This window comes from Vibrio sp. 1402, from assembly GCF_033340275.1.
Map to the genome: position 1 here is coordinate 376,495 of NZ_JAWOWE010000004.1, position 26,432 is coordinate 402,926.

The 26,432-nt window shown below is 46.3% G+C and carries 23 protein-coding genes; 11 read left to right on the plus strand and 12 right to left on the minus strand.

Translation table 11 applies throughout. The annotated features are described in order from the left end of the window. Positions 1-295 precede the first annotated feature (295 nt). Both R7044_RS10745 and R7044_RS10750 read left to right on the plus strand, forming a co-directional pair. On the plus strand, positions 296-1,213 hold the full coding sequence (locus R7044_RS10745; protein WP_005376731.1) for a leukocidin family pore-forming toxin: 918 nt from the start codon (positions 296-298) through the stop codon (positions 1,211-1,213). Between the two features lie 75 nt (positions 1,214-1,288). Beyond that, entirely contained in the window at positions 1,289-1,972 is a 684-nt protein-coding gene (locus tag R7044_RS10750; protein WP_225455563.1) for a topoisomerase I, read from the plus strand. A 67-nt stretch (positions 1,973-2,039) separates the two neighbouring features. On the opposite strand, the gene R7044_RS10755 is transcribed toward R7044_RS10750, so the two are convergent. The 7 genes from R7044_RS10755 to R7044_RS10785 all read right to left on the minus strand — a co-directional run bounded on the left by R7044_RS10755 (position 2,040) and on the right by R7044_RS10785 (position 9,128). Next, positions 2,040-2,744 (minus strand): ABC transporter ATP-binding protein, encoded by a 705-nt coding sequence (locus tag R7044_RS10755; RefSeq protein ID WP_205390941.1) that lies wholly within the window; start codon positions 2,742-2,744, stop codon positions 2,040-2,042. Positions 2,745-2,766: 22 nt separating this feature from the next. Next, complete coding sequence (locus R7044_RS10760; RefSeq protein WP_205390942.1) at positions 2,767-4,050, minus strand: ABC transporter permease; 1,284 nt, start codon at positions 4,048-4,050, stop codon at positions 2,767-2,769. 2 nt (positions 4,051-4,052) lie between these two features. After that, positions 4,053-5,267, minus strand: coding sequence for an ABC transporter permease (locus tag R7044_RS10765; RefSeq protein WP_225455564.1), 1,215 nt, complete (start codon positions 5,265-5,267; stop codon positions 4,053-4,055). After that, positions 5,264-6,535, minus strand: a complete 1,272-nt coding sequence (locus R7044_RS10770) for a TolC family protein (protein ID WP_225455565.1) — start codon at positions 6,533-6,535, stop codon at positions 5,264-5,266. The genes R7044_RS10765 and R7044_RS10770 overlap by 4 nt, the downstream gene beginning before the upstream one ends. Then, positions 6,528-7,661 (minus strand): efflux RND transporter periplasmic adaptor subunit, encoded by a 1,134-nt coding sequence (locus R7044_RS10775; protein ID WP_064368623.1) that lies wholly within the window; start codon positions 7,659-7,661, stop codon positions 6,528-6,530. Before R7044_RS10775 ends, R7044_RS10770 begins: the two co-directional genes overlap by 8 nt. Before the next feature lie 217 nt (positions 7,662-7,878). Further along, positions 7,879-8,313 carry a hypothetical protein gene (locus tag R7044_RS10780; RefSeq protein WP_017821643.1) on the minus strand — a complete coding sequence of 145 codons (435 nt, stop codon included), beginning with the start codon at positions 8,311-8,313 and terminating at the stop codon, positions 7,879-7,881. Between the two features lie 2 nt (positions 8,314-8,315). After that, positions 8,316-9,128: a TIGR02594 family protein gene (locus tag R7044_RS10785; RefSeq protein WP_225455566.1), complete on the minus strand. Its 813-nt coding sequence runs from the start codon at positions 9,126-9,128 to the stop codon at positions 8,316-8,318. 423 nt (positions 9,129-9,551) lie between these two features. On the opposite strand from R7044_RS10785, the gene R7044_RS10790 reads away from it, so the two are divergent. After that, entirely contained in the window at positions 9,552-9,773 is a 222-nt protein-coding gene (locus tag R7044_RS10790) for a hypothetical protein (RefSeq protein WP_064354163.1), read from the plus strand. A 49-nt stretch (positions 9,774-9,822) separates the two neighbouring features. Here the strand turns inward: R7044_RS10790 and R7044_RS10795 are convergent, their stop codons facing one another. The 5 genes from R7044_RS10795 to R7044_RS10815 form a co-directional block, all read right to left on the minus strand. Next, positions 9,823-10,338, minus strand: a complete 516-nt coding sequence (locus tag R7044_RS10795; RefSeq protein ID WP_033905715.1) for a protein disulfide oxidoreductase — start codon at positions 10,336-10,338, stop codon at positions 9,823-9,825. Then, positions 10,335-12,446 (minus strand): protein-disulfide reductase DsbD family protein, encoded by a 2,112-nt coding sequence (locus R7044_RS10800; RefSeq protein ID WP_225455567.1) that lies wholly within the window; start codon positions 12,444-12,446, stop codon positions 10,335-10,337. The genes R7044_RS10795 and R7044_RS10800 overlap by 4 nt, the downstream gene beginning before the upstream one ends. Before the next feature lie 64 nt (positions 12,447-12,510). After that, on the minus strand, positions 12,511-12,909 hold the full coding sequence (locus tag R7044_RS10805) for a hypothetical protein (RefSeq protein ID WP_033905718.1): 399 nt from the start codon (positions 12,907-12,909) through the stop codon (positions 12,511-12,513). A gap of 102 nt (positions 12,910-13,011) precedes the next feature. After that, positions 13,012-13,614, minus strand: coding sequence for a response regulator transcription factor (locus R7044_RS10810; RefSeq protein ID WP_033905719.1), 603 nt, complete (start codon positions 13,612-13,614; stop codon positions 13,012-13,014). 25 nt (positions 13,615-13,639) lie between these two features. Continuing rightward, positions 13,640-15,472: a sensor histidine kinase gene (locus tag R7044_RS10815; RefSeq protein ID WP_042523068.1), complete on the minus strand. Its 1,833-nt coding sequence runs from the start codon at positions 15,470-15,472 to the stop codon at positions 13,640-13,642. 178 nt (positions 15,473-15,650) lie between these two features. Between R7044_RS10815 and dsrO the strand changes: the two genes are divergently transcribed. The 8 genes from dsrO (at position 15,651) to R7044_RS10855 (ending at position 26,409) form a co-directional block, all read left to right on the plus strand. Then, positions 15,651-16,418: a sulfate reduction electron transfer complex DsrMKJOP subunit DsrO gene (dsrO, locus tag R7044_RS10820; protein ID WP_213870307.1), complete on the plus strand. Its 768-nt coding sequence runs from the start codon at positions 15,651-15,653 to the stop codon at positions 16,416-16,418. After that, the gene (nrfD, locus tag R7044_RS10825; protein ID WP_225455568.1) at positions 16,415-17,545 is read left to right on the plus strand and encodes an NrfD/PsrC family molybdoenzyme membrane anchor subunit; all 1,131 of its coding nucleotides are present in this window, start codon (positions 16,415-16,417) and stop codon (positions 17,543-17,545) included. Before dsrO ends, nrfD begins: the two co-directional genes overlap by 4 nt. A gap of 17 nt (positions 17,546-17,562) precedes the next feature. Then, entirely contained in the window at positions 17,563-20,655 is a 3,093-nt protein-coding gene (locus R7044_RS10830) for a tetrathionate reductase subunit A (protein ID WP_225455569.1), read from the plus strand. A gap of 277 nt (positions 20,656-20,932) precedes the next feature. Then, a complete protein-coding gene (locus R7044_RS10835) occupies positions 20,933-21,496 on the plus strand; it encodes a c-type cytochrome (RefSeq protein WP_373920870.1) in 564 nt (187 codons plus the stop codon). 8 nt (positions 21,497-21,504) lie between these two features. Further along, positions 21,505-22,557, plus strand: coding sequence for a c-type cytochrome (locus R7044_RS10840; RefSeq protein WP_005376684.1), 1,053 nt, complete (start codon positions 21,505-21,507; stop codon positions 22,555-22,557). 303 nt (positions 22,558-22,860) lie between these two features. Beyond that, on the plus strand, positions 22,861-24,192 hold the full coding sequence (locus R7044_RS10845; protein ID WP_225455570.1) for a paraquat-inducible protein A: 1,332 nt from the start codon (positions 22,861-22,863) through the stop codon (positions 24,190-24,192). Continuing rightward, positions 24,185-25,831: an intermembrane transport protein PqiB gene (gene pqiB / locus R7044_RS10850; RefSeq protein ID WP_171342887.1), complete on the plus strand. Its 1,647-nt coding sequence runs from the start codon at positions 24,185-24,187 to the stop codon at positions 25,829-25,831. The genes R7044_RS10845 and pqiB overlap by 8 nt, the downstream gene beginning before the upstream one ends. Then, positions 25,831-26,409 carry a membrane integrity-associated transporter subunit PqiC gene (locus tag R7044_RS10855; RefSeq protein WP_017821657.1) on the plus strand — a complete coding sequence of 193 codons (579 nt, stop codon included), beginning with the start codon at positions 25,831-25,833 and terminating at the stop codon, positions 26,407-26,409. Before pqiB ends, R7044_RS10855 begins: the two co-directional genes overlap by 1 nt. Positions 26,410-26,432 lie beyond the last annotated feature (23 nt).

Genomic DNA, 26,432 nt, shown 5'->3' on the forward strand with positions numbered 1-26,432 from the left:
ACTTTTATCAATAGAAAATCTCAACACAACATTAGAAAATTAAAATTAAGCAATAACTTAAAAAGACAAGACTTAATAACCAAATTCTTATTTATTATAGTTGAGTGGTGAATTTAAAAACTATGAGACATTAATCCCACGAATCTATCCTTTTTCTTTTTTTAATAAAAAACAAGATGCACTATTTCACCGCTCATTTATTGAGCTTGAATTTATAACCTGTCCATAATTATAAAGTGCCCATCAAGATGGTTTAAAACAAAAGTCTTTATGGGCTGACTAATAGGAAAAAATAATGGAAAAGCAGCATCTTTCCGCGAGTATTATCGCACTCGCTTTACTTGGTTCTTTAGCACCAGCACATGCTGAAGATACATTGAAATCTTACACTTCGACATTGCTTCAGCTTGATGATGGTGATGCACGCTCGAAAAAAATCCGCTTAATTTATTCTTTAGAAAATGTCTGGAACCAATCTTTGCTACCAAATGGCGCTAAAGAAGCCAAGTTGATCCTAAATGGCGGTTCTGGCTTCGACATGACTAATGTTCCAAACAAAGAACAAATCTATGGTTTTGCTACTGGGGGAGATTACCGTTACACCGTTCCAACGGCTTTTAAGCTGGCACTGAGCTATTTAAATGGCGCCCCTTTACGCCACATGAGCCATGCTCCAGAAAACACCATTGCAACGGCATCTGTCAGTGAGTCGCTAGATTTTAACCTTGGATTCAGTGCTTCTACTTCTCCAAATATTAGTGGGGGAATCTCCTGGAGCAACCGTGTAACGTACGACCAGCCAGAGTTTCAAACGGTTGCCGATTTTAACCAAGCTAACGAAAGCATTAATTGGTTAATTGAAAACAAGACTATCCGCCATAATACGCCAGCTAAAGACTGGTTATTGTATCGTTGGACCAGTTGTGACATGGGTAATTTGATTGATTACAATGAGTTACCTGTCGTTATGCGTTCAGACTTTAAACCACAAGTCGGCGTCGTATATAGAAAAAATGACATTCAAGATGGCCTAGATACATCAGAGGTCAAGCTGGTTGCTGGTTGGCGAAAAACCAATTACTACTTTGGTCGCGACTGGTGTAGCTGGTATACCACTCCAGAAAATACCTGGAAGAAAAATCGTGATAGCAGTCAATGGACAGAGACTAGCCGAGCCGTAACTATCTCTTGGAATGACGATCTCTACCACTAACTTATTAGCCTGCGGCCACGGAATAAATAAGTGGCCGCCGTATTTACTAATGAAATAAACGGTAAGACATGACACATGACAAGTAACAAAAACCTCTTGACTGGATCGGCGCTAGCACTTGGTGCAGTACTCGCCATATTTCTGATTAATTCAAATAACAAGAATGCCCAGACCGAACCTGTTGCAAGCCTTGACGAGCAAATCAAGACAGAAGACGCTGCTACAATAAGTGTAACGCCTCCTGAGAGCGATGCTGCTCAAAAGGTGGTTACCACTCCAACACCACAAAGTGGCAATGATGATACTTCCGACGTCATTCCAGCTACACCTTGGATATCTGCCCCATTAAATGAACTGAGCAATGAACTGTACGATTTTATTGAAGCTGAACAGGTAAGTTACATCAGTACGACCGACTATCCATTCGACGAGCAAAAGCAAAAACAATTGCGAACATTAGCCAAGCAAGGGGTTCCTATCTTGTTTGACAATACGGAGTCATCCTATTTGGATAGCTACGGTGTCAGCGAAACCAAAATCGTATCAGAGTATTTTGGTACGGCGTCTGAAGGTGATGTCATCATCGCTACCGGAGTACAGAATGCAGATGGCAGCATTCATTATCTAGTTTTGCCTTTGAAGAGCAAAGATCTCAACGATAACAGTAAATTGATTGAGGACACTAAGCTCGCAATCACTCTACTTAAAGAACAAAAGCATGACTTGATAAAAGAGAGACAAAACGAACATCGCCAATAAAAAGTAAAGGGAGATAGCCTCTGTATCGCTATTTCCCTTAAAACTCAGTTTCTCAATTAAGAAAAGCTCATTTCTCCCTACTTACCGGCACCCTATCCGAAATTACCTTGCCGTCTTTGATAATGATGATGCGTTTAGTGCGCTCTGCCAGAGCGTTATCGTGCGTCACGATGATCAATGTTCTACCTTCGGCGTGGAGTTGGTTGAACAGAGCTTCGATCTCAGCACCAGATTTTGAATCGAGCGCGCCAGTTGGCTCGTCAGCTAGGATGATTTGCGGATCGTTGACCAAGGCTCTTGCAATCGCAACTCTCTGCTTTTGACCACCAGAAAGCTGGTTTGGTTTATGGTCTAAACGATCCCCTAGCCCGACTTGCTCTAGCAATTTAGCTGCGCGCTGGCGACGTTCTTTGGCTTTGATACCAGAGTAAACCAACGGCAGTGCCACGTTATCAAGCGCCGTCGCGTATTCCAATAAGTTAAAGCTTTGGAAGACAAATCCGATCTTTTGGTTACGAATGCCAGCCAGCTCATTCGCACTTAAACTTGCGACGTTTTGGCCGCCAAGTTGGTACTCGCCATCGGTGGGCTTATCTAAACAGCCGAGCATGTTCATCAACGTTGATTTGCCTGAACCGGACGGGCCAAGAATCGAAAGAAACTCGCCTTGATTAATGGTTAAGTCAACGCTGTCTAGCGCGCGAACTTCCGCCTCCCCGCTTGAGTAGTATTTACAGATGTTGGTCAGCTCAACAAGCGGCTTGTTCGACATGTTCTCTCCAGAGTTATTGTTGTTATTCACTTTGTAGCGCCTCCAACGGGCTGACTTTTGCGGCTCGGTTTGCAGGTAGCCATGCAGATGCCACACCAATGATCACTAAGGTGAGGATGACAATCGCGACAACGACCCACGACAACTCCGGGACAGGTTTACCCAGTTGTTCATAAAAGGCATTGCCCTCTAAAGGAATGGAACTGATGGCAGACACCAGCGCGTACGTCACGCCTAAGCCAAGCGCGCCCCCCATCATCATTGTCAATAAAGACTGCACTAAATAGTGCATGCGAATGGCCATTGGAGTTGCACCGACTGCCATGCGCACGCCGATATCACGCGTAGATCGCTTTACGGTGGCATACATCACATTGGCGATGCCAACGCCAGCAACAGCTAACGTCACGAAGCCGATAATGCCAAGGAAACTCTGCAAACCTATCAGAAACTGCTGCATACTCTTTTGCTTAAGGAACATATCATCGACTTGGACGACCTGTTCATCACTGACACTTGCCCCGTGTTTACGGGCAATCACTTGCCTGATCGTCTTTGCTAAGGCTTCTCGGTCTACATCCGCTTGTGGCTGCACATTGATGCCACCAATTTCACCGTTGACATGAAATCGCTTCCACGTCGCTAACGGCACAAAGCTGGAATAGTTGATAAGATCCCCCAGTTCTATTTGGGCGCTGTTTTTCTCCAATACGCCCACAACAGTGAACTCCTCATTGCCGATTTTTACCTTTTTCCCCACAGGGTTGACTTGCAATGTGACTGTCGCAAACCAACTAAAGTCCTCATTCGGGTTGAATAAGTCGGCTGCCAGTTCATAACCCAGTACAACGACTTTGCGCGTCTCTTTTTGATCGAGTGGGTTTAACCATCGTCCCCCCGCCATCGGCACCAAATTGGTCATGGATTGAAACTCGCTCGTGACCGCTAACGGCTCTTGCCACGAGCTTCTGTCACCAACGGTGATGCGCTCTTTCCACTTCGCCGTTGGCGCAACGCTTTTTACATCGGGTAACGTTCGAACAACCTCTGAATCGTCCATTTTTAGTGTCAGAAACTTACCTTGGTGAAAAGCACCGTGGTCGACGGTGGCCATCCCTCCGGTCAAATAAATCAAGTTGCCGTTACCATTTTGTGCGGTTTTCAATACGCCCTGACGAATACCCTCACCTACCGCCAACATAGCAGCGATACAAAGGGTCGCCCACGCTACTGCTAGAATGGTCAAACCCAGTCTCAGCTTTTCTGCGGCCATTTCTTGGAAAATTTGTCTCATCGGTAACAACATGGCTAAGCCCTCGCACTCAAAGCAATGACTGGCGTGAGACGCGATGCTCGCCTTGCTGGGAAATACGACGCCATCAATGCCAAGATAAGCGTCACAAGTAAAGACCAAGCAATGGAATCTGGCGTGATCACAGGTAAACCCATCCATTCCGGTAATGCCATGCTGCTTAAGACAGATACCACTGCATACGAAAACATCAGACCTAATGCCGTGCCCACGGCTACCAAAATAAGCCCCTCAAGAATAAACTGACTGAGTATGGATTTTTGAGTCGCCCCGACCGCCAAACGCACACCGATTTCACGCGTGCGCTCCGTGACAGATAAAAACATGATGTTGGCAACGCCAAGCGCACCGACCGCCATGGTCATCGCGCCACTCGCTCCGAGAAAAATCTGAATGCCACGCAAAATTCCACTGATGACCGCCGCACCTTCACTAAAATCGGGTAATTCGACCGCATCTTTATCACTTGGGTCAAAATGAAGCTGCTTGGCGAAAAAGTTCACGATATTTTGTCGAAACGACGGTGCATCCATCCCGTCTCTCGGCTTCATCAATACCATCCAAGGTTTCGCATCCCACAAATCGCGGTACGTTGTTTGAGGAATGAAAACCGTGCGGCTATCGCCGAATGAAATGCCAGTGTCCTCACCGACGGTTATCCCAATCACCAAAAACGGAATGCCGTTAACTTTGAGCCTATCCCCGATTTGGATTCCGCCCATTTGCGCAATTTGATCGCCTAACACCGCCACGCGAGTGTGGTTGTCCATATCACTTGGTGACAGGTTTCTCGAACCGGATTGCAGCTTGCGTTGCATTAAAGGAAAGTAAGACATATCAATACCGCTGACCGTACTCGATAAGTTCTGTCCTTTGAGATTGGTGATATTCGCATCCCATTTGGCGTAAACGCTCGACGCCTGTTGCACGAAGCCCGACTGTTTGATCATGTCGACTTTTTCTTGTGGTATATCAATTTGGCGTCTTGAAGGTAACCCTTGCCACGGTTTACTGGTACTCGACGGAAACACCACTTGCACATTGTTAATCATAAATGAAAACGACTGGGTCTGATGGCGATAAAAGCCTTCGCCAAGTGCGATTAACACCACCACAGAGATCACGCCCCAAGCAATCGCGATAATGGCTAGCACGCTTTTCATGCGGTGCGCTATCAACGTTTGCCAAGTTTGCTGCAACAGGCTGCTCATGAATGAAAAGCCCGAGAGATCAACGCCATGGTATCGTCATCGAGTTTCCCTGCGGTTTGCAGTAAGCCGATTCTCTTACGCCAATAGCTGTACAAGTTGGTTTGCAGACTGTTTTTCGCCTCAAACAAGCTGTTGTGTGCACTGATAACTTCCGACACTTCAAGCAGACCAGCGTCGTAAAGTTTCTCTTTGCTTTGCAACACTCTGGCGCGCGACTCAACCAGCTCGTTCGCTATCAAAACTTGATTCCAGTTGATATCGACCTGCGTAAACTGCTGAATAACTCGTTTCTGAATATCAATTTCCACTCTACGCATATCTTGCTTGGCGTTTAAAATGTTCAACGATGCTTCGTCCACTCTCGCTCGCACTGCACCATTGAGGTCAATCGGCAAATTCAAACTAATCCCAGCGTTAAACTCGCCGTTTGAACGACTATCACCATCGCTGTAGCCCACACTGCCTTTGACGGTTGGGTAGTATCCACCTTTAGCTGAATCTTTCGCGAACTCGCTCGCTTTCACCATCTGCGCCGCCACCAACAGCTCTGGACTACTGTCTTTCGCCAGCTTTAGCCATTGCTCCTGAGAGTCCACCAGCATCGGTGGCTGAATCAAAGAATCCGTTCGAATTTGGTCGACACTCTCCGGCATTTGATTGATTAACGCCGCAAGCTCTGCTTTTTTCACTTCGAGATCGGCTTTTGCATTGAGGATACTTGCTTGCTCAGAGACTTGATTCGCTCGCATCTCTTCAACATCAACCGACTTCACTTTGCCTGCTCGATAGCGTTTCTCGATGATGTTGAGAAGTTCTTTCCCCTCCTCCAGCTTGGACTGCGCCAATTTGAGGTCGCCCTGTGCGCTTGCCACATCTAGGTAAGCAGTGAGAAACTTCTGCGCAAGCTCGTTATGAGATTGAGATAGCTCTAACTGTGCTTTGAGATAATTGGCATTCGCTTGATCCAGTTCCGACCACAAACTGCTATCCCAAATAGTTTGAGATAAGGTAGCGCCGTAACTGTTGGAATGGCTTGAGGACTCATTCCAATCCGCTGACGCACTGGCACTTAAACCCGGCAATAACGCACTGCGGCTACTCTGTACGCCAACCTCGCCAAGCTGGACGCCGATTTTCGCTTTTTCGTAATTTGGATCGTTCTGCTTTGCTTGTTGCCAAGCTTGTTCAATAGAAATTGCGTAGGTCGGCAAACTGAGCGTGGCAGCCAACAATGCAAAGGCGATTGTTGATCGTTGCAGCTTAACCATGCGCCGCTCCCATCATGCTGTTGTCGATAACCTCTTCATCAAGCTCCACGCCGTCAAGCACTTCGACATTGATGCCATCTGACAGACCGAGTTTCACAGGTTGTTTATGAAACCCTTGTTCTGAGCTGTCGGGGATCAGAACATTCGGTGCGTCACCATCAAATTGCAGAGCGCGCTCCGGTAGCGTGAGCACGTTTTCAGACTTCTTCAGAATGATTTGAGCCGTCGATGAAAAACCAGAACGAAGCAATACATCTTGTGGGATCTTGAGTTCTCCCACTTCAACCTCAAAACCGTTATCAAAACTTTTTGCCGAAGCATTGCCCTCTGGTGAGTTAAGGTTCTCAGATTGAATCGCCACTTTGGTTAGCACACCAGAAATCGCCACATCAGGATAAGGCGCAACCGTCAACATAACGGGCATTCCCGGAGACAACTGCGCAGCATCATGCTCACTGACGCTACCTTTAAAAATCAGACTGTTCATGTCGGCCAATGACATCATTTCAGTCGCGGCTTGGCTTGATTGAGTCGAGATGATCGGCTCTCCGACCTCAACTTTCTGGTTGAGTACCGTGCCATCAATTGGCGCGTAGATCGTCGACGTTAAACGTGCATCGCCGATAGACGCCTCACCACTGCGGATGAGTTCGAGATTCTGGCGCTTTTGCAATACGTCCGCTTGCGCAGATTTGACTGCCGAGCGCGCACTTACGTATTCGTCGTAGTTACTTGGAATAATGTCCTGCTTGACCAAGCTTTCTAAGTTGGACAGTTTTTGTTTGGCGGATTCCAGATCGGCTTCGCTACGCATGAGCTCTGCCGATGCATCCGTTAATGCTTGGGGTGTTGGGTTTGGACGCACTTTGATCAGCGGCTGGCCTTGCTTCACCTTTTCACCAACTTTCGCGTAAATTTCACCGACGATACCGTCGATTTGTGACTTGATAGACACGGAGTGTGCAGGGACAATTTTACCAACAGCCACCGCTTGTTTTTCAATCGTGCCTTTTTCCACAATCAATGTAGGCAGCAATTCTGGTTGAGCAGCAGATTGGAGATAGAAATACGTACCACCGCCGAGCAGCGCGAAGCTCACAGCGGAGACAAACCAACGTTTCGTCATTATTTATTCCAACAATTATTGGGTAGTCTAATGACTACTCCTAAAACACAAAGTTGAAGGAATAATATCCTGCTTTAATAGCGGTTTGGTTGTCACAGTTAGTATGGTTTTGTCAGTCGGCTCTGACAATCAAAAACTAAAGAATCATTCAGCAAAGACGTTGTCTACGATGGCGACTAACAAGCTCTGTAACCGCTCGTTTCAACCGCCACCCTTTTCATTCTGAACAATGTGCAAAATGGCGCTGATCTGTATCCAAGTGAGCAGCTGTTTCTTGAGCGTTTAATATGTTCTCTTGATTAGCCCCAAACTCAGCCCCCGTTCCAGGCCAATAATATGTATCTTTATCACGACATAGTGTGAGAATGACAGGATCATTGTGTATATTGGGCTCATCTCCTAGCTCGCCATACATACTGAAAGTAATCTCAGACCCAACGTCTCCACGAAGTTTCTGAATCACTTCTGCTTGAACTTTAAAGAGAACATCTTCCTCGTGTTCAGCAAACTTTTCAAAACCTGTAATTTTCACCACTGCAGAATAGGGCGTTTGAAATATCGCATCTTTGAGTACCTCATTCTGAGAGTACACTCCCTGTGAAGCACAAGCTGATAAGCTCACACAGCCTAGCAAACTTATAAATTTCTTCATATTTAACTTTCCGTTCCTGCTAAGACAGAGCCTTTTGTATATACAGGTAAAGTACCTTTTGTTTCATCGTAGTTACTCGGTACTACGAACTTGTCCCAGACATCAATAGAGTACTTTGCTATATTGACTTGGTTGCTTTGGTTTCCTCCTAACATGTACAAATGCCTACCATCAGGGCTCTTTCCCACGACAAAAGCAACATGCCCACCACCTTTTCTCGATTTAATCCCTAGAGCTCCATGTATAGGTTCTGAGATGTTTTTACCAAAACCCTTCCACTCCTTTGCTCGATAAGCTTCTTTTACTGGAGTGATTCCGTGTTGTTTAAAAACCCAAGCGGCAAACGAACCACACCAAGCATTTTGACCTCCAGAGTCATCAGTGCCCCAGAACTTAGATGCTGTAAAATACTCTAAAATCCTTGGACTGGCCTTAGTGCCTGAAACTTCTTTTTGTCCAATTTCTCCCAACGCTGTTTTCATCCAAGGTACTTTGGTTACTAGTTTTTGAGCATCATGAGGATCATTTTTCACTGAGCTATAGGATGGTAATCCATTGAGCTTACGATGAGTTCTACCATTTACATCGATCCGACCATCTGGCTTTACCATATAAAGTAGCTTACGCTGACACACTTTTATTGCCTCTACTGTTTTCGACAAATGAGGACTCCGCCCTAACGAGCCATCAACAACCAACAGTCGGGTAAAACCTATTCTCTTTTGGTTATCATTTAAAAATTGTTGAACTGCTTTAACATCATTTTTCGAATTAGTGCCATTTATACCAACAGAGCCCCGGATTTTTAATCCCATTCTCGTTACCTTTATAACTAATCATATAATTAAGAAAGTACGCTTTAGCGTGACAACAATAAAGATAAAATGTTGTTTTATACGATTAGCCATACGAGGGAAATTAGGTGTTGAAAATATAGATTACAAATAAACTCAGCTCATATCACTAAAAACATCTATTTAGCATCTTTTGGTCACGCTTCAAAACAGGACAGCCAGATGTTTTAAACCATGCGTATTAATAGACGAAAAATGCTTATAAGAGAACACTTAAATTAACATAGTGAAACTATCAATTACTATTTTAAATTTAAATAAAATTCCTTTTTAAGGTCAATCTATAATTAAATTTATCAAACTTTAATTTTTTATTAAATTGAGCTTTGATTTATTAATCTGACTATTTAACTAATTTCATTTCAGTTAATTGTACTTTTTGGCATGTTAGCGGGTGATGGCGGCGCCAATAACACCGACCCATTTTCAGAAGGAATAACGGACGATAACCAATGGATTGTGGAAGAACCACACATGATGATTATTACCCTAGACCAAGTGTTGCTCGATTCTCGACCAACCGGTTCAAGTTATGATGGCCCATACGAGATGTGGAATGGTATGCCATACGCACACATTATTATTCCCGTTAGAGCGAGAAAATAAAAAGAAAAAATCCGATACTCAATATTTTGAATATCGGATTGTTATTGCGTTATCGAGCTAACCAAATTCTCGCTAATATTCCTATCGGAGTAGTAACGCCAGTTGTGACGGAGGAAATTTCACCATTTCTTAAAACATAAATGGTTGGGGTCACGCTAATTTTCCATTCGCGCATAATATCGCTTGAAGGATCGTTTATGTTTTCGAAACGATATTCTTTTGCCCTCATAAACTGCGCCACACGCTCATTCGGTCCCGACGAGCCAGAAACGCCAACTACGGTGTAGTCATCACTCAGCCAGCTCACGCTTGGGCTTACAAATTTACAAGCGGGACACCAAGTAGCCCAAAAATAAACAACGACAGGTTGTTCATAACTTTGCGCGATTGCATCGAAGTATTCACCATCGCTCAATACGGAGCTCAATGGTGGAGCCTCCTGTTTAGGAATATCTTTGGTGCGATACCAATCCATCGCGATAGAAATCGCGGTGACAATGAGCACCATCTGTACGATTTGAACGAGCCAATATCGGAATGTTCTACGCTGCTTTGTCGAACTCATTGAATGGTTCCCCCACTCGCTTGTTTCACCGCGCTTAAAACAATATCATCAGTCAGAATAACAGGTAACGGGATACCTTGTGGCGCCGCCGGGCCATAGACGATGTTAAACGGCACACCGTAACGCCCATGAGCTCGTAAAAAGTCCGTTACCGAGCCGTCCGGATGTGTCCAATCCCCTTTTAACGTCGCCACATTAGGGCTTTGCAGCAATGAGTAGACAGGATCTTGCCAGATCACGCCGATCTTGTTCGCTTTACACGTGACACACCAATCCGCAGTGACATCCACAAACACCACTCGCCCATTATTGACGTGCTGTTCTATCGCCGAGTTAGAAAGCTTCTGCCACGCTAAGTCCTCAGGAAGCGGTGTCGCCCATTGGTCGGCAGTGATACTACCAAGTAGCAGCCCGCCAGCAATTAAGATAAGCGATGCAGAGCCGGATAGCACGAGTGCTTTATCGCCATGAACGCGTTTAACGCGAATCATCAGAACAATAAACGCGACTAAACCGGCGAAAATGACCCAAAACACTGGGAGGTGATTGGCCATCAAAGACAGTAGCCAAACGCTGGTGGCCAACATCATCACACCAAATACGTTTTTGACCACGTTCATCCACTGACCCGGCTTCGGCAATTTAAGCGCAATACTTGGGAAAATTGCCACCATAGTCCAAGGCAACGCCATCCCCAACGCTAAGGCGGTGAAAATAGCAAACAGCGTAACCACATCGGCACCCAAAGCAAACGCCACGGCCGTTCCTAGGAAAGGCGCAGAACACGGCGTAGCAAGCAAGGTTGCAAACATCCCTTGCACATAGTGTCCAGCTAACGAGTTGTCACCTTTCGAGGCCAGCCATGTATTGGTACCCGATGATAGACGGACTTCAAACAGCCCCAGCATATTGGCCCCAAACAAAGTGGTGACCAACACCATCAAACCTAAGAACCAGGGGCTTTGAAATTGCACGCCCCAACCAATGGCATTACCTGTTAGCTTGAGCACCAAAATAAAACCAGCGAGAATCCAGAACGACGTTAATATACCAAGTGACGAGGCAACAAACTGAGCGCGAATTTGACGACGCTCGATACCTTGAGCGGCAACAATACTACTTAGCTTCATCCCCAAAACCGGAAGAACGCAAGGCATAATGTTAAGAATTAAACCGCCGAGCAACGCGAATAGAAAAACACTCGTTAGAGACGTGCTCGGCAGCGGTTCAACTATTGCCTCAGCAGTTGCTTGAGTGGTTTCTTCTGCTAGTAAATTGGTGTCTTTGATGGTCACAAACAGCGACTGACCATCTAACTCCACATCGCCCAGCCAAGTATCAACGATATAGCTCACGGTGACGATGTTTCCTTCTGGATGCATTCCTTCAAGCTTGAAGCTATAGTCTCGCGTTGCTTGATCGACACCATCCACCAGCACTTGTGGTTGTTGCCAACCCTGACTGTTCTGTAGCTTGATTTGTAGTTTCGATTGGTTCGCATCCCAACTCGCCTGAGTAACATCAATAAACGGCGATGGCTGCGGCACGTTACTCACTGCTTGAGCGTAACTGAACATCACGTCTTCATCGACTTTTAGATCAGAAGGCAAGAACGTCAATTGAATTTGATAGTCGGTCAGCACACAAATCGTCGTACAAGAAGAAAGTGTCAGTACCGCATCAATCGTGACAGGTTTGGACATGTCTTCGACGTGCAGCGTCATGGGGAACAAAGTGTCGCCTTTATACCCAAGAGTCTCGATACCTAATAGTTCGAATTTTTGTGGGTGCGGCCATTGCCAATCCACTTTGGATAAATTTTGTGAATTTTGCCAATCAATAGATGGTGCTACGCCGCCCTCACCAGGTGAACGCCAGTAAGTTTTCCAGTCCCCAGCCAACTTGACGTCCAGATAACCAGTAATTGTTTTGGCTTGCGGATCTTGCTGACCAGTGAGCACAAAGCGCGTTTGCACTGGAGGATGTTGTGGGTTGGTTAGCCAACCTGTATCAGTAGTTTGAGCTGAAATACTCAGAGAGAGCAAACTCAAAGCAAGCGTCATAAAAAACATGGACGCAAACTGAGTCAGTTTAGTAATTTGATTCATAGTGATTCCTAGTTAAAAGACAAAGGTGCTAAATAACTGACGCTAGTGGTCAGAAAGCACGCTTTTATTCTCGGAACACACAGAAAGTCAGATGGACTCGATACTTACGGCCTATCGGTTCCGTCCAATGTTGCGCACCAATATAGGCACTGCACAACCAAATTGCCGAAGCAAAAAGACCAACAAACAGAACAACAATAAATACATCGAGTTGATGTTGAGAAAACTGAATTAACTTTTCAGACAGTTCGCACTTGCTGGTTTCTTTAGTATCAATCGACTTGACGCTCGAACGCTCATCAGTAAGTGAAACCGCGGGCGATTCCGTCTCATATTTCATAGAGCATGACGAGGCAAAACCTGAATTTTGCATCAGACACACAACGACCACCCAGCCAATAATCGCCAGTAGCCATTTTGCCCGCTTATGTGGCGTGTGATGTCGTTTAGTCAACAAACTCATAAGAATTCAGATAAAGTAAGAACGAAGAAGATAATACGCGAGTCGTCATAAAGCTCAAGTTGTATCCTCTAAATAGCCTTAAGAGGCTTCACTCGGTAAGCTTTAATCTAGCTTGCCATAAATATATGCCAACTCTGCGACGGTTTTTGCCGAGAACTTCTTCAATAGATTAGCTCGGTGTACTTCAACCGTTCGCATTGCTATGCAAAGTTCGTCAGCAATACGAATGTTGCGCTTTCCTTCAATGATCAAACGTAAAATGTCTTTTTCTCTAGGTGTGAGCGATTCATAAGCCGATTTAGCTGCTGCCATATCGAGGTTTGTGGCAGACTGCGCCTGTCCCTGTAAAATGGCTCGTGCCAGTTCATCGCCTTTGACTGGCTTTTGGAAGAAATTGACCGCCCCAGCTTGCAATGCATCGACCGCCATCGGGACATCACCATGCCCTGTCAGATAAATAACGGCTAACGGGCTGTTGGCTTTATTTAAAACTTGGTGCACTTGCTGACCACGAAGGTTGGGCATTCGGCTATCAAGGATCACGCATCCGGCCTGATGAATGTTCACTTTATCGAGAAAAGATTGCCCATCAGCAAAAGTCGTCACCTTGAACTCATGCTCTTCCAGCATAAAAGCGAGCGAGTCACGCACCGATTCATCATCATCGACTACAAAAACAGGTAGCTGCTTTTCACCGCTGCTCATTGAATGCTCCTATGCCTAGTTCAGATTAGTTTTGATATGGAAACACAAGCTCAACCAAACAACCATGTGGTGCTGTCGAGCTGATGACAAACTCGCCACCATGCATTTCCATCACATCGCGACAAATGGCTAACCCTAGCCCAAGCCCTTCTTCTTTGCTACTCACAAACGCTTGAGTCGGATTCTCTTGCTGCAACCCTGTACCATTGTCTAACACTCGAATAGAGAGTTGATTGATTTGGTAATCGCAATGCAGGGCAATTTTACCTTGATAGCCTGATGAGTGATATTTCTCTTGGAACAAAGTACACGCATCAATCGCGTTGCTGATCACATTAACTAAAACCTGTTGTACGCCAACTGCATCGACAAGTAACGGACGAATGTTCCCTTCTGTACTGGCCACAATAGAAATGTTTTGCTTCTGCATTCTAAAATGGAGCAACTCAATCGTGTCATCAATGAGTACTTGAAGATCGCACGACGTTTTGTCGACACTGCGCTTGCGAATCAACGTTCTTAATCGCTGAATAATTGCATCGGCTCTTTCAACTTGGCCCTGTATTTTCTCAAGTACAGGGACAATATCTTCATGTGGGCGTTTTTTGGCCAAGCGAAGTAAACCGCCTTCACTATAATTGCGAATGGCTGCCAATGGCTGATTGAGTTCATGAGCAAGACTAGTGCCGATTTCTCCGACAATCGCGACCCTTTGTGAATGTTCTAACTGTTCACTTTTCTCTTTTAATCGTAACGATGTCTGCTCCAACGCTTGCTTACTCTTGCTAAATCGATACTCAAGCCAAAAGTGGTACGCGTTCAACACAATCACAAACATGAACAGCGCCCATGCCCATTCTTGATGACTACGCAGCCAGCGTAGAGCCTCACTCCACCAAGGTTGTTGCAACGGATGGAGATCCAACGCCTGATACAGTTTGTCGATACTCAGCAAGCTGACGGGGGACGTCCAACCTGACGCGCCTGCCGCAATAACCGCAGGGTGTTCAGGTGGCATCGCTAACAATACTTGCGCAATCTGTTTGGCAATCTGAGATGAGCCGCGCTCTGTTTTGGCAAATGACCAGTTCGGATAAAGCGGTGTGGAAACAGCGCATAACGAACGCTCGTTCGGCTGTTGATTTAAAACTCGGTAATTACTCGGTTGTAAAAGCCCTTCACTTAGCATCTGTTCCAATAAACAAGCAGGGACAACGGCCGCTTCCACATTGCCATCACGTAATTGATACAGGTTGGCATCAATAGGAAAACCAAGATAGCGGACATCAGAAAAGAAATCGTTTGGATTAAGACCCATTTTGACTATTTGATAGCGCATCGTGAGATAACCACCAAAGGCTTTTTCTGATACCGCTGCAACGGGACGTCCTGAGACATCTTGCACCGTTTGATAACTTGAATTGGCTCGAACCACAAGCGCCGAACCAATGCCGTAATTCGAGTTTTGTGGTGCTCTGCTGGTTAGCGTTGCCATCCACGACAGCGCGTATTGCCTGCCCAATCGCACTGCCTGACCTGGGTTGGTTAAGATGAAATCTATCTTCTGAAACTTCACCGCTTCGCCCATTTCATCCAAGTTAAGGGGATGAAGGACAAAATGCACATCGGAAATTTGCTGATTGAGCCAATCAATGGTCGGTTGCCATCTCTGTTCAGCATAAAGATGACCACGTATCGCTAACACGCCCACTTCGACTTTTTGCTTGGCCTGTGGCTGCTCTGCTTTTTGCTCTTGCATTCCTTGCAGATCTGCTTGTTCAGAAACTGCGCCCTGAGCCAAAGATGCAAAGGCAACTAAGCAAAGAATCCAAAGCTGAAGCCACAGTGCTTTTTTCATGATGAGTCGAATCGTTCCGTCAAGAGAGTACGACAAGAATAACAGCTACCTTCCCTAAACCACATTTGTTTTAGATCAAGTTTGATCTGGGTATGTGGAAATCCACAATATAAGCCTCGCGGCGCATTTCTCACAATGGAATCAGTCAATTCAAATACAACAAAAAAGCAGGTGAGTTATGGATTCCACCAAACGTCGCTTTCTCAGCGCGGTCACAGCCGGAGCCGCGTTAATTCCAGTCGCAGGCATTGGCACGGCAACTGCGGGAAACATTATTCGAAATAACCAGTCCGCTGACCGAAAAGGACAAGTCGGCAAGCGTTATGCCATGGTGGTGGATTTGCGTAAATGTGTCGGATGCCAGGCTTGCACTGTGGGTTGCAGCATCGAGAACCAAGTGCCTATCGGTCAATTCCGAACCACCGTAAAGCAATACGAAGTTACGTTAGATGATGGCTCTACAGCCACGCGAGAAGCGAAAGCCTTTATGCTCCCTCGCCTTTGTAACCACTGCGAAAACCCACCCTGCGTGGCTGTGTGTCCGGTTCAAGCGACCTTTCAGCGCGAAGATGGCATCGTCATGGTGGATAACAGTCGCTGTGTCGCCTGCGCGTATTGCGTACAGGCTTGCCCTTACGATGCGCGTTTTATCAATGAGGACACCCTCACCGCAGACAAATGCACCTTCTGCGCTCACCGTCTAGAACAAGGCCTATTACCTGCCTGCGTGGAAACCTGTGTTGGCGGAGCACGTGTAATTGGTGATTTGAATGATCCATCAAGTGAAGTTCGCCGCTTAATTGCGAAGCACCAAGACGATATCAAAGTGCTAAAGCCCAATGAAGAGACCAAGCCGCATGTGTTTTACATCGGCATGGATGAACGCTTCACCAGCCACATCGACGGGCAGCCAGCTATTTACGACCCACAAGGAAAGCGCGCATGAACATCACCGAAGTGTTAGTCCAACCTCAAGCGATGGCTTGGCTCCCGTGGGCGGTACAGTATTTCTTCTACATCGGTTCGGCTTATGCGGCTGCTATTTTATTCCTAATCGCCCTATTATTTGAAAAACACACCAGCCACAGACTGCGCGCTGCGCTTGTGCTGACGCTGGCCATCGGCGCCATCGTGGGACCATTAGCGTTAACTGGTGATTTACACCAACCGGGACGCGCATGGCATTTTTACGCACACATCACTCCGTGGTCATGGATGTCTCTAGGCTCGCTGTTCCTGCCTGTTTTTTCTACGCTGGCGGTTGCGACAGCATGGCTGTATCTGCGTCAGGATCTTATCGCACTGCGAAATCAACCGGGAAAAGTACTACCTCTGTTATCTAAGTTATCGCTCGGTGAGTGGACAATTTCTCACAAAGTGATGCTCACAATATCTGCAATCACCGTGTTATCAGGCTTAACCATCGCCCTTTATACTGGAGCTGAAATTGCAGTCGTTAAATCGCGCTCTTTATGGCACCAACCCGCGTCACCAATTCTTTGGTTTGTCACTGCATTTATGGGCGCGGTCGGATTTTCTCTACTGATTTGGTTACTGCTGCCTAGCCAATCGAAAGCCCTCACTTCTGGTGATAGCAATTTACTCAAGAAGTCACTGGTAACGAGCGGCGTTCTGACGCTGATTCTCCTACCGATTTGGGCATCCAACAATTCCGCATTTTCGCTCTATTCTAGCGAACAATGGATGCACAACATTGCCCTGATCACTTTTGTCGTTTTAGGTTGTGTTTTGCTCGCTTTCATCTTCTTGCGCGATACCAAAAAGTCCGCATCAGCCAGATTTCGTCACGTCATAGGGCTCTGTGTTGTGTCTGCTGCCGCACTGGCAAGTGCATGGCTGATTCGCTGGTTTACCATCATGGAAGTGCAAACCATCGCCAAGTTCGATGCAGGGCTGTATCCATACCAACTCACTATGGATGGAAATGGCTGGATAGGCATTATCGGCATGCTCGGATTATGGCTTGCACTGGCACTGCTCGGTTCGGAGCTGGTTCAGCCAAAACAAAAGATCGAAGTAAAAGCCTCATCACCCACCTTAACTGAACGCTAATCAAAGGGGATTTCATCATGGATAACAAACGCCGTCAGTTTTTGAAATCAGGCATTGCAGTGAGTGGGCTTGGCGTATTCGCTGCGGGTTACGCCACCACCACCAAACACATGGTCGAGGGTGCGCTCGAAGGCACTGCGGGAGAAAAAACGCGTGATATTCACCACGGTAACTCGCTTGAACCAGAGTACACGGTCAACAGCAAAGGCAACCTAATCCCGAATCCAAATCAGCGCGTTGCGCCATCAATGTGTTTTGGTTGTTGGTCACTGTGCGGATTGCGTGTACGCATTGATAACCGCAGCGACGAGATTTTGCGTATTACTGGCAACCCATATCACCCACTCTCTCATCAGCAACACATTCCGTTCGAAACGCCAGTCAAAGATGCTTATTTAAGTTTGACAGGAGAAGCGGGCCTTGACGGTCGTTCAACAGCATGCGCACGTGGCAATGGGATGCTAGAAATTCGCAACAGCCCGTACCGCATTACTCAGCCACTGAAACGAGTTGGCAAACGCGGCGAAGGAAAATGGATTCCGATCAGCTACGAGCAATTGATAAAAGAAGTCGTTGAAGGTGGTGATTTATTTGGTGAAGGCCATGTTGATGGCTTACGCGATATTCGCGATTTAACAACGCCCGTTGATCCTGAAAACCCAGAATATGGACCGAAAGCCAACCAATTGTTAATGACCAACGCAGGTAACGAAGGCCGAGACGACATATTCAAACGCTTCGCGTTCAACAGCTATGGTACGCGTAACTTTGGGCATCATGGCTCTTACTGCGGCTATGCATTTCGTGCTGGCAGCGGCGCATTTATGAACGATTTAGATAAGAACGCACACTTAAAGCCAGACTTTGATAATGCGGAATACATCATCTTCATCGGTATGTCGCCAGCTCAAGCGGGTAACCCTTTTAAGCGTCAGGCGCGCCAACTCGCCAATGCGCGAACAGAAGGCAGCTTGGAATACACCATCATCACACCAAGTTTGCCGGCGGGTTCATCGAGCTTGGCAGCAGGTGACAATAACCGCTGGATACCAATCAAACCGGGCACCGACTCTGCCCTCGTGCTTGGCATGATCCAATGGATCATCGAAAACCAACGCTACAACAAAACCTTCTTGGCGCAGCCGGGGGCAAACGCGATGAAACGAGCAGGCACCGCGCACTGGTGTAATGCTACACATCTCGTGATAAGCGATGAGCAGCACCCGAGAAACGGCACGTTTTTACGCGCATCGGATATGAATCTGCCATTCGAGGGCGAAGCGTTGTCTGATTCCGACCCGTACGTCATCGTGGATGATCAAAGCGGCGAATTTGGTGTGCATACCCAGACAGGAGAAGCGGCACTGTTTGTCGATAAAACGGTTTCGCTTGCATCAGGCGAAGTGCGCGTAAAATCGTCTCTACAAAGGCTCAAAGAAGAGGCGTTCAAATACAGTCTTGCGTTCTACAGCCAACAATGTGAAATCCCTGTCGAACAAATTGTTGAACTAGCAAAGCGCTTTACCAGTCACGGAACAAAAGCGGTGGTCGATACCCACGGTGGCAACATGCACACCAATGGGTTCTATAACTCGTTTACCATCATGATGCTCAATGCGTTGATTGGTAATATCAACATGAAAGGCGGCGCGATGGCGAAAGCGGGTGGCTACCCAACTTCCGCTGCGGGTCCTCGTTACGACTTCACCAAATTTGCTGACAAAGTCGGCCCGAAAGGCGTCTTTTTGTCGCGCAGTAAATTCCCATACCACAAAACCAGCGAATACAAACGTCGCGTTGAGGCAGGAAAATCCCCTTATCCAACTCGCGCCCCTTGGTATCCGTTTGCCGCGCCACTGCTGACAGAACAGCTATCTGCGGCTATTGATGGTTATCCATATCGCGTTAAAGCGTGGATCAACCACATGGCGAACCCGATGTATGGTGTACCCGGTTTGAAAACACTGCTGGAAGACAAGCTTAAAGATCCAAAGCAGATCGGTTTGATTGTGTCTGTTGATGCATTCATTAACGAAACCACCGCGTTGTCGGATTACATTGTGCCGGACACCGTTACTTACGAAAGCTGGGGCATGGCAACGCCTTGGCACGACGTTCCGGTGAAAACCGTCACCGCTCGTTGGCCGATAGTGGAAGCGAGAACAGAGAAAACCGCCGACGGTCGCTCGATTTGTTTAGAGAACTTCCTGATTGATGTTGCTAAGAAAATGCAGCTGGGCGGTTTTGGTGACAATGCAATTCAAGATGCACAAGGCAACTGGCACGCTCTCCATCACGCCGAAGATTTCTATTTGCGAGCTGCGGCAAACTTGGCTTATGTGAAAGGCGGCGTGCCTGAAGTTTCGGCAGAAGACATTGCATGGTCAGGCTTAGAGCGTTTAATGCCAGCGATGCAAAGAACGCTAACAGCGGATGAGATGAAACGAGTGGCGTTTATTTTTGCTCGCGGCGGACGCTTTGAAAATGCAACCGAAGCGTATCAAGGTGAGCAAATGAAGCACAAATGGACACGACCTGTCGCGATATGGAATGAACGTGTCGGCAACGCAAGAAACACCATGACCGGTGATTTCTACACGGGTTGCCCAACATGGCATCCACAAAAACTGGCCGATGGCACACCAATGGAAGACCAGTTCCCAAGCTCAGAATGGCCTTTCAGCCTGACGAACTTTAAATCCAACATTCACAGTGCGGTATCCAATCTATCGCCAAGGTTGAACTCGATTAAAGGCGTAAACCCAGTGTACATCCATCCAATCGATGCCGAGCGCGCAGGCATTAAAACGGGTGATGAGTTTGTTATCGAGACACCATCTGCAAGCACCAAAGCACTTGCGATGATAGTCAGCGGGATTCGCCCTGGCACACTCGGATTTGAACATGGGTTTGGTCATACCGAGCTAGGACAACGCTCGCACTGGATCGGCGATAAACAGCAACCAGTAAAAACTCGCAGCCAAGATGGCGTCAACATTAACGACATCGGATTAATTGACCCAACCCGAGAAGGGAAAGGCGTGTTGTTAGATTGGGTGGTAGGAGCCGCGGCTCGTCAATCATTACCAGCCAAAATCCGCAAAGCGTAACGCCGCACGTTAAGACGTCTCTACCACTTAGAGCTGCCGATTTGTGCAGCTCTTCACCACTTTGTTTTTATCGCTTATAGAACAACCAATAAAAACAAATACGGCCATTTACACTTATTAAATATGTGGAAATCCACAATACCTTTCATTATTGACAAGGCCGACAATATCGTCCAAGTGACTACCAAGTAGCACTTAGACATATTAATAAAAATTAAAGTGAGTCAGCATGTCAAAAATTCTTCCAGTGGTGGTGGCCTGTTTGTTAGCAACCACTATGGGCGCAAGCGCCTCTTCTATTCCGGAAAAAGCCAGCGTATGTAGCGGTTGTCACGGCCAAGATGGCATGGGACAGCCAAATATCGCGCCGATGATCGCTGGTTTAAACGCGAACTATCTCAACACTCAAATCGAACTATTCCTTAGTGGCGAACGCCAAAATGTGGTCATGCAAGGCATGGCGAAGGAACTCAACGATCCCGCAGACCGTAAGGAAGTTATGGAGTACTTTGCTAACCTCCCGAGCTACGAGTTCACGAATCCAGAACAACGCGGCGACCAAGCTGATATTCGTAACCCGTATCGTAAATTAATTTTCCAAGGCGATTGGGATAGAAATATTCCAGCTTGCGCAACTTGTCATGGAGCCAGCGGTATGGGCGTCGACAAGTTCCCTCGCCTCGCAAGCCAACATGCTGATTACTTAAAAACGCAATTGATGGCATGGAAAAACGGCACTCGCAGTGGCGACCCGCTCAATATGATGGGGACCATCGCAAAAAATCTCACTGACAAAGAGATCGAAAATCTTGCTTACTACTTTGCCTCATTACGTTACTAGGAGCAGTCATGAAACGTTTCTATTCTTTGTTCGCACTGCCTTTCATTTCTACGCTCGTACTAGCTAACGCTCCATTACCGGACCGCCAGAAAGAGCTACCTGCGATAGAAAAAGAAAAGCACGGTGAATACTTAAAACCGCGTGATCTCAGCACAATCCCAAACACCGCATTTGGTGAGCAAGTAAAACGCGGTTACTCGCTCTTTGTTAACTCACAACAAATGCGCGGAAAATACGTTGGCAACGAACAAAACTGTGTGAACTGCCATATGGAGGCAGGACGAAAAGCAAACGCTGCGCCACTGTGGGCAGCTTACATGGCATACCCGGCATATCGTAAGAAAAACGATCGCGTAAACAGCTATGCTGACCGTATCCAAGGTTGTTTCGAGTATTCCATGAACGGTAAAGCGCCCGCTTACGATTCGACAGAAATTGTTGCCCTTAGTGCTTACGCCTACTGGTTAGCGATGGGCGGCTTGCTTGACAAACATGGTATGGCGGATGAACCCATTCCAGAACTAGACGCAAAAACGTTGCAAATTGGTGGAAAAGCAAAAGACTTCCCGTTGCCCGAAGCCATCGCACAAGCATTACCAATTGAAAAGCGGGGTAATCTCTCTGGGCGTGGCTACCCAAAAATCGCCGCCCCTGAGCAAGAACCATCAATAGAGCGAGGCGCATTGGTCTACGAAAAGAACTGTGAAACTTGCCATCGCGCCGACGGTTCAGGCATCAAAGACACCAACGACCATTCATACATTCCACCACTTTGGGGCGAATATGCGTATAACTGGGGCGCAGGTATGCACCGGATTAACACAGCGGCCTATTTTATTTACGAAAACATGCCGCTTGGGAAAAGTGTGCAGCTGACAGAGCAAGAAGCTTGGGATGTCGCAGCATACGTCAACAGCCATGAGCGTCCACAAGATCCTCGATTCAAAGGCAATGTCACCGCAAACGCGGAGAAATATCACCAGCACCAAGGCTATTACGGCAAAACGCTCAACGGTACGCAAGTCGGCTCCAATGCCTTTAAGAGCGGAACGGTCAAGTAAAGTACAACTAAGTACCTTAAATAAAATGCTCTTTTTCCCTGCTCTGATTATCTGGGCAGGGTTACTTACCCTTAAAAACAAGTAATTACCCCCCTCCACAGACAAGCAATATCACATTATTTTCGACTTCCAACATACTCATCTTCGCCGTAAAATCTTGTACCAAACGCGACTTCGTTTATGTCTTAGATCTCCCATATCCTCTAATGCCAAAAGTAAGAAACTCGTAAACTCCTGAATCAAAACAAGCGTGCCTAGTGAAAAAAGAGTATTCTTAAAGCAAATGAATCTAAAACCTACCCGATGAGTATTCAACCTAATTCCCGTCAGTTAATTTCATGCGAAGAGTGCGGCCTTGTTGTTCGCATTCCCGATATCGAACAGGGGCAAAAAGCACAATGTCCTCGATGTTCGCATCCGCTGACTAAAGTGAATGCCAAGCCTTACCAAAGCGTGATCGCCATATCATCGGCATGTTTGATCATGTTAGTGCTAAGCATTTCTTTCCCTTTTATGTCGTTCAGCGTGCAAGGGTTGTCGCAAGAAATCACCTTGTTGCACGCTGCCAAAATGCTGGCTGAGTTTCAAAATGTGCTTTTGGGTGTGCTGCTACTCGCAACAGTTATCGTTTTGCCTGCAATCTATGTTGGTCTCATTCTCTTTCTTCACCTTGAAGCATTAAAAGCACGTAAACATACCCCCTCTAAAAAGCAGCAACGAATGGCAAAAGTTTTATGCCGTCTTCTGTTTCGAGTCGAACCTTGGTTAATGGTGGATGTATTTTTGATTGGCGTGTTGGTCAGCTTAATTAAAATCGCTTCCCTCGCAGACATAGGAATGGGCACTTCATTCTGGGCGTTTTGTGTATATACCGTTCTGGTAGTCAAATGCATATCAATGGTCGACAAAAGCTGGCTCTGGGGGCACTTTATTCCAGCTATCGAGCTACCTGATGTAAAAGAGGGTGATACGCACCATAACCACAACCATATTGGTTGTCATACGTGCCACCAGCTCAACCCTATTGAAGCTAAAAAACACCAACACTGCATTCGTTGTAAAAGCCCTATTCACAAATACAACCCCGCAGACAATTTACAAAAAGCTTGGGCGCTTTTGTTTGCTTCAATCATTTTCTATATCCCTGCGAACCTCTACCCTATGATGTACACCGTAAGCCTTGGACATGCAGAAGGTTCGACTATCATGGAGGGGGTAATATTGCTTTGGCATTTAGGTTCTTACCCTATTGCGATGGTAATTTTCTTTGCTAGCGTATTTATTCCAATGGCGAAAATGCTGGCACTCGCGTGGCTGTATTACAATGCGCAAAAAGCGCGATATCTTCCGCACGAAGAGAGTATTTCACGCTTAAAGATCTACCGCATAACTGAGTTTATTGGCCGTTGGTCCATGATCGATATCTTCGTCGTCGCGATCTTAGTTGCACTGGTTCAGCTGCAAAACTTAATGGCGATTTATCCAGGTCCTGCTGCGCTCTCTTTCGCGGCAGTGGTCATTTTTACTATGCTTTCTGCAATGATATTTGACTCACGTTTGTTGTGGCAATTGCCACAAAACGAAGTGCAGGAGCCGATTTCTGACAACTTAAACGAGAAAGCCAAATATGAGTGATAAGAACAACGTAACCGCTCAAATAAAACCGCAAAAGCAGATTTCTGCGATATGGATTGTCCCGATCCTTGCGCTAGCCATGGGAGCGTGGATGCTGTTCCAATATATCAACAGTACAGGCCCACAAATTACTCTCCAACTGCCAACCGCAGATGGGATTGAGGTTGGCAAAACCGAAATCCGAGCATTGAATGTAAAAGTCGGACTGATTACTGAAGTCACTCTCAGTGAAAATTACGATCACATCATCGCTAAGGCACAAATGAACAAGGATGCAGAACGCATGCTGCGAGATGACACCATGTTTTGGGTTGTGAAGCCTCGTATTGGCCGTGATGGCGTTTCAGGTTTAGAGACCTTGCTCTCTGGCGCTTATATCCAACTTCAGCCGGGTAAATCTAAGATAGAGAAAGAGCGCTTTACGGTCTTAGATGTTCCCCCAGTCGCCTCTCCTGATGCAGAGGGGTTACGCCTTGTGTTAACACACCGCGAGGCTGGTAAGCTAGGCGTTGGTGACCCCGTCATTTATAAAGGCTTTACGGTTGGTCGTGTAGAGAAAACCAGCTTTGATGTTGACACTCGCAAAGCGTTATACCAACTCTTTATTTTCAAGCCTTATGACAGCTTAGTGCGCACTCGTACCAAGTTCTGGCTGAATTCTGGCGTAGATTTACAGCTCAACGCTGAAGGGTTCGAAGTCAAGTTTGGCTCATTAGAGAGCATGCTAACGGGTGGTGTTACCTTCGATACCGTTCCAGGTCTTGAATCCGGTGAACAGCTCACTGAAAATATGGTCAACTTCCGCTTGTACGATGATATTAAACAACTTCGAGAAGGCATGTACGATGATTATATTGAATTCGTTATGCTTTTTGATGAATCGGTACGAGGACTTAAACGTAAGGCACCTGTCGAATATCGAGGCTTGAGAATTGGTACTGTGATGCGTGTACCAATGCGACTTCCAACCCCAGAAGAGAACTTTTCTGCGAAAAAAATCCCTGTATTGGTACGTATCGAGCTCGGCCGTGTTTATGGCGATTTCCAATCCCAATCTTTACCAATGTTAAAAGATAAATTGAAGAGTGAGTTTGCTAAAGGCCTACGTGGTACTTTAAAAACAGGTAACTTATTAACAGGCGCACTGTATGTTGACGCCGACTTCTATCCAAATGACGAGCCTTACGTACCGAGTAAGTTTGCTGATTTAGATGTTTTCCCAACCATGCGTGGTGGTTTTGCGCAGGTTCAGCGCCAAGTGAACGACTTCCTAAATAAGATTAATAACTTACCGATGGAAGAAACACTAGACTCTCTCAATTCAACGTTAAAAACGTCCGAAAAAACGTTAGCTTCAGCAGAACGCGTGGCGGACAGTATTGATAAACTTTTGAATCAAAAAGAGACGCAAGAGATCCCAACAGATATTCGCCAAAGCTTACAGCAATTACAAAAAACACTCGATGGTTATGGGCCCAACTCAACCATGTACAGCGAAATGGAAGCCACGCTAAAAGAATTAGAAAGCGTAATGACAGAGTTTAAACCCGTACTTAAACAGCTAAACGAAAAGCCAAACTCTCTCGTGTTTGGAGAAGATGAAATCAGTGACCCAATACCAGTTAAAGGCAAAAACTAATGAAACGAGTATTCTTTCTGTCTATCGCGCTATTTGTCGGTCTAACGGGTTGCAGTAGCGCTCCGCAAACTAAAGGAGCTATGTACCTTCTACCTAAGGCGGAACCAGTGACGCTGAGCTCTTCTGATATCGCTCAGCGCCCAACTTTAGTTGTTCGTCCAGTGACATTGGCGAGTTATTTGAATGATAATGGCATTGTTTATCGAACCTCTGAGACCCAAGTTATTCAGGCGAAGCACAATCAATGGGCGCACAGTATTTCTGAGCAAATCACTCAGAGAGTCGTCGCGGAACTACGTCACAAGCAAAGTCATTACTGGCCGACTGAAATGAATAATCTGTTGGATCAAAGCGGTGAAGCCAAACTCCAGCTTACGTTAAATAAATTTAATGGCAGCTACAAAGGTAATATCGAAATTGAGGGGGAATGGTTACTCATTAATGCCGAAGGTAAGGTAGAAAACAGCGCGCCAATACAAATCTCTCAGCCGCTTCAAGATGAGGGCTATGAAGCGCTCGTCAACGCTTTATCCATAGGCTTAGAAAGCCTAACCTCAGACATTGCCAAACAACTCTAAGTCAATGTTAATTACAGGGAAGC

Excerpts from the sequence above, each read along its gene's own strand:
- R7044_RS10835 (WP_373920870.1), top strand. The coding sequence starts at position 20,933 with ATGGGCGCAAGCGCCTCTTCTATTCCGGAAAAAGCCAGCGTATGTAGC.
- pqiB (WP_171342887.1), top strand. The coding sequence starts at position 24,185 with ATGAGTGATAAGAACAACGTAACCGCTCAAATAAAACCGCAAAAGCAG.
- R7044_RS10815 (WP_042523068.1), bottom strand. The coding sequence starts at position 15,472 with ATGAAAAAAGCACTGTGGCTTCAGCTTTGGATTCTTTGCTTAGTTGCC.
- R7044_RS10845 (WP_225455570.1), top strand. The coding sequence starts at position 22,861 with ATGAGTATTCAACCTAATTCCCGTCAGTTAATTTCATGCGAAGAGTGC.
- R7044_RS10790 (WP_064354163.1), top strand. The coding sequence starts at position 9,552 with ATGTTAGCGGGTGATGGCGGCGCCAATAACACCGACCCATTTTCAGAA.
- R7044_RS10775 (WP_064368623.1), bottom strand. The coding sequence starts at position 7,661 with ATGACGAAACGTTGGTTTGTCTCCGCTGTGAGCTTCGCGCTGCTCGGC.
- R7044_RS10840 (WP_005376684.1), top strand. The coding sequence starts at position 21,505 with ATGAAACGTTTCTATTCTTTGTTCGCACTGCCTTTCATTTCTACGCTC.
- R7044_RS10750 (WP_225455563.1), top strand. The coding sequence starts at position 1,289 with ATGACAAGTAACAAAAACCTCTTGACTGGATCGGCGCTAGCACTTGGT.
- nrfD (WP_225455568.1), top strand. The coding sequence starts at position 16,415 with ATGAACATCACCGAAGTGTTAGTCCAACCTCAAGCGATGGCTTGGCTC.
- R7044_RS10855 (WP_017821657.1), top strand. The coding sequence starts at position 25,831 with ATGAAACGAGTATTCTTTCTGTCTATCGCGCTATTTGTCGGTCTAACG.
- R7044_RS10830 (WP_225455569.1), top strand. The coding sequence starts at position 17,563 with ATGGATAACAAACGCCGTCAGTTTTTGAAATCAGGCATTGCAGTGAGT.
- R7044_RS10800 (WP_225455567.1), bottom strand. The coding sequence starts at position 12,446 with ATGAATCAAATTACTAAACTGACTCAGTTTGCGTCCATGTTTTTTATG.
- R7044_RS10795 (WP_033905715.1), bottom strand. The coding sequence starts at position 10,338 with ATGAGTTCGACAAAGCAGCGTAGAACATTCCGATATTGGCTCGTTCAA.
- R7044_RS10760 (WP_205390942.1), bottom strand. The coding sequence starts at position 4,050 with ATGTTGTTACCGATGAGACAAATTTTCCAAGAAATGGCCGCAGAAAAG.
- R7044_RS10770 (WP_225455565.1), bottom strand. The coding sequence starts at position 6,535 with ATGGTTAAGCTGCAACGATCAACAATCGCCTTTGCATTGTTGGCTGCC.
- dsrO (WP_213870307.1), top strand. The coding sequence starts at position 15,651 with ATGGATTCCACCAAACGTCGCTTTCTCAGCGCGGTCACAGCCGGAGCC.
- R7044_RS10745 (WP_005376731.1), top strand. The coding sequence starts at position 296 with ATGGAAAAGCAGCATCTTTCCGCGAGTATTATCGCACTCGCTTTACTT.
- R7044_RS10755 (WP_205390941.1), bottom strand. The coding sequence starts at position 2,744 with ATGTCGAACAAGCCGCTTGTTGAGCTGACCAACATCTGTAAATACTAC.
- R7044_RS10810 (WP_033905719.1), bottom strand. The coding sequence starts at position 13,614 with ATGAGCAGCGGTGAAAAGCAGCTACCTGTTTTTGTAGTCGATGATGAT.
- R7044_RS10765 (WP_225455564.1), bottom strand. The coding sequence starts at position 5,267 with ATGAGCAGCCTGTTGCAGCAAACTTGGCAAACGTTGATAGCGCACCGC.
- R7044_RS10805 (WP_033905718.1), bottom strand. The coding sequence starts at position 12,909 with ATGAGTTTGTTGACTAAACGACATCACACGCCACATAAGCGGGCAAAA.
- R7044_RS10780 (WP_017821643.1), bottom strand. The coding sequence starts at position 8,313 with ATGAAGAAATTTATAAGTTTGCTAGGCTGTGTGAGCTTATCAGCTTGT.
- R7044_RS10785 (WP_225455566.1), bottom strand. The coding sequence starts at position 9,128 with ATGGGATTAAAAATCCGGGGCTCTGTTGGTATAAATGGCACTAATTCG.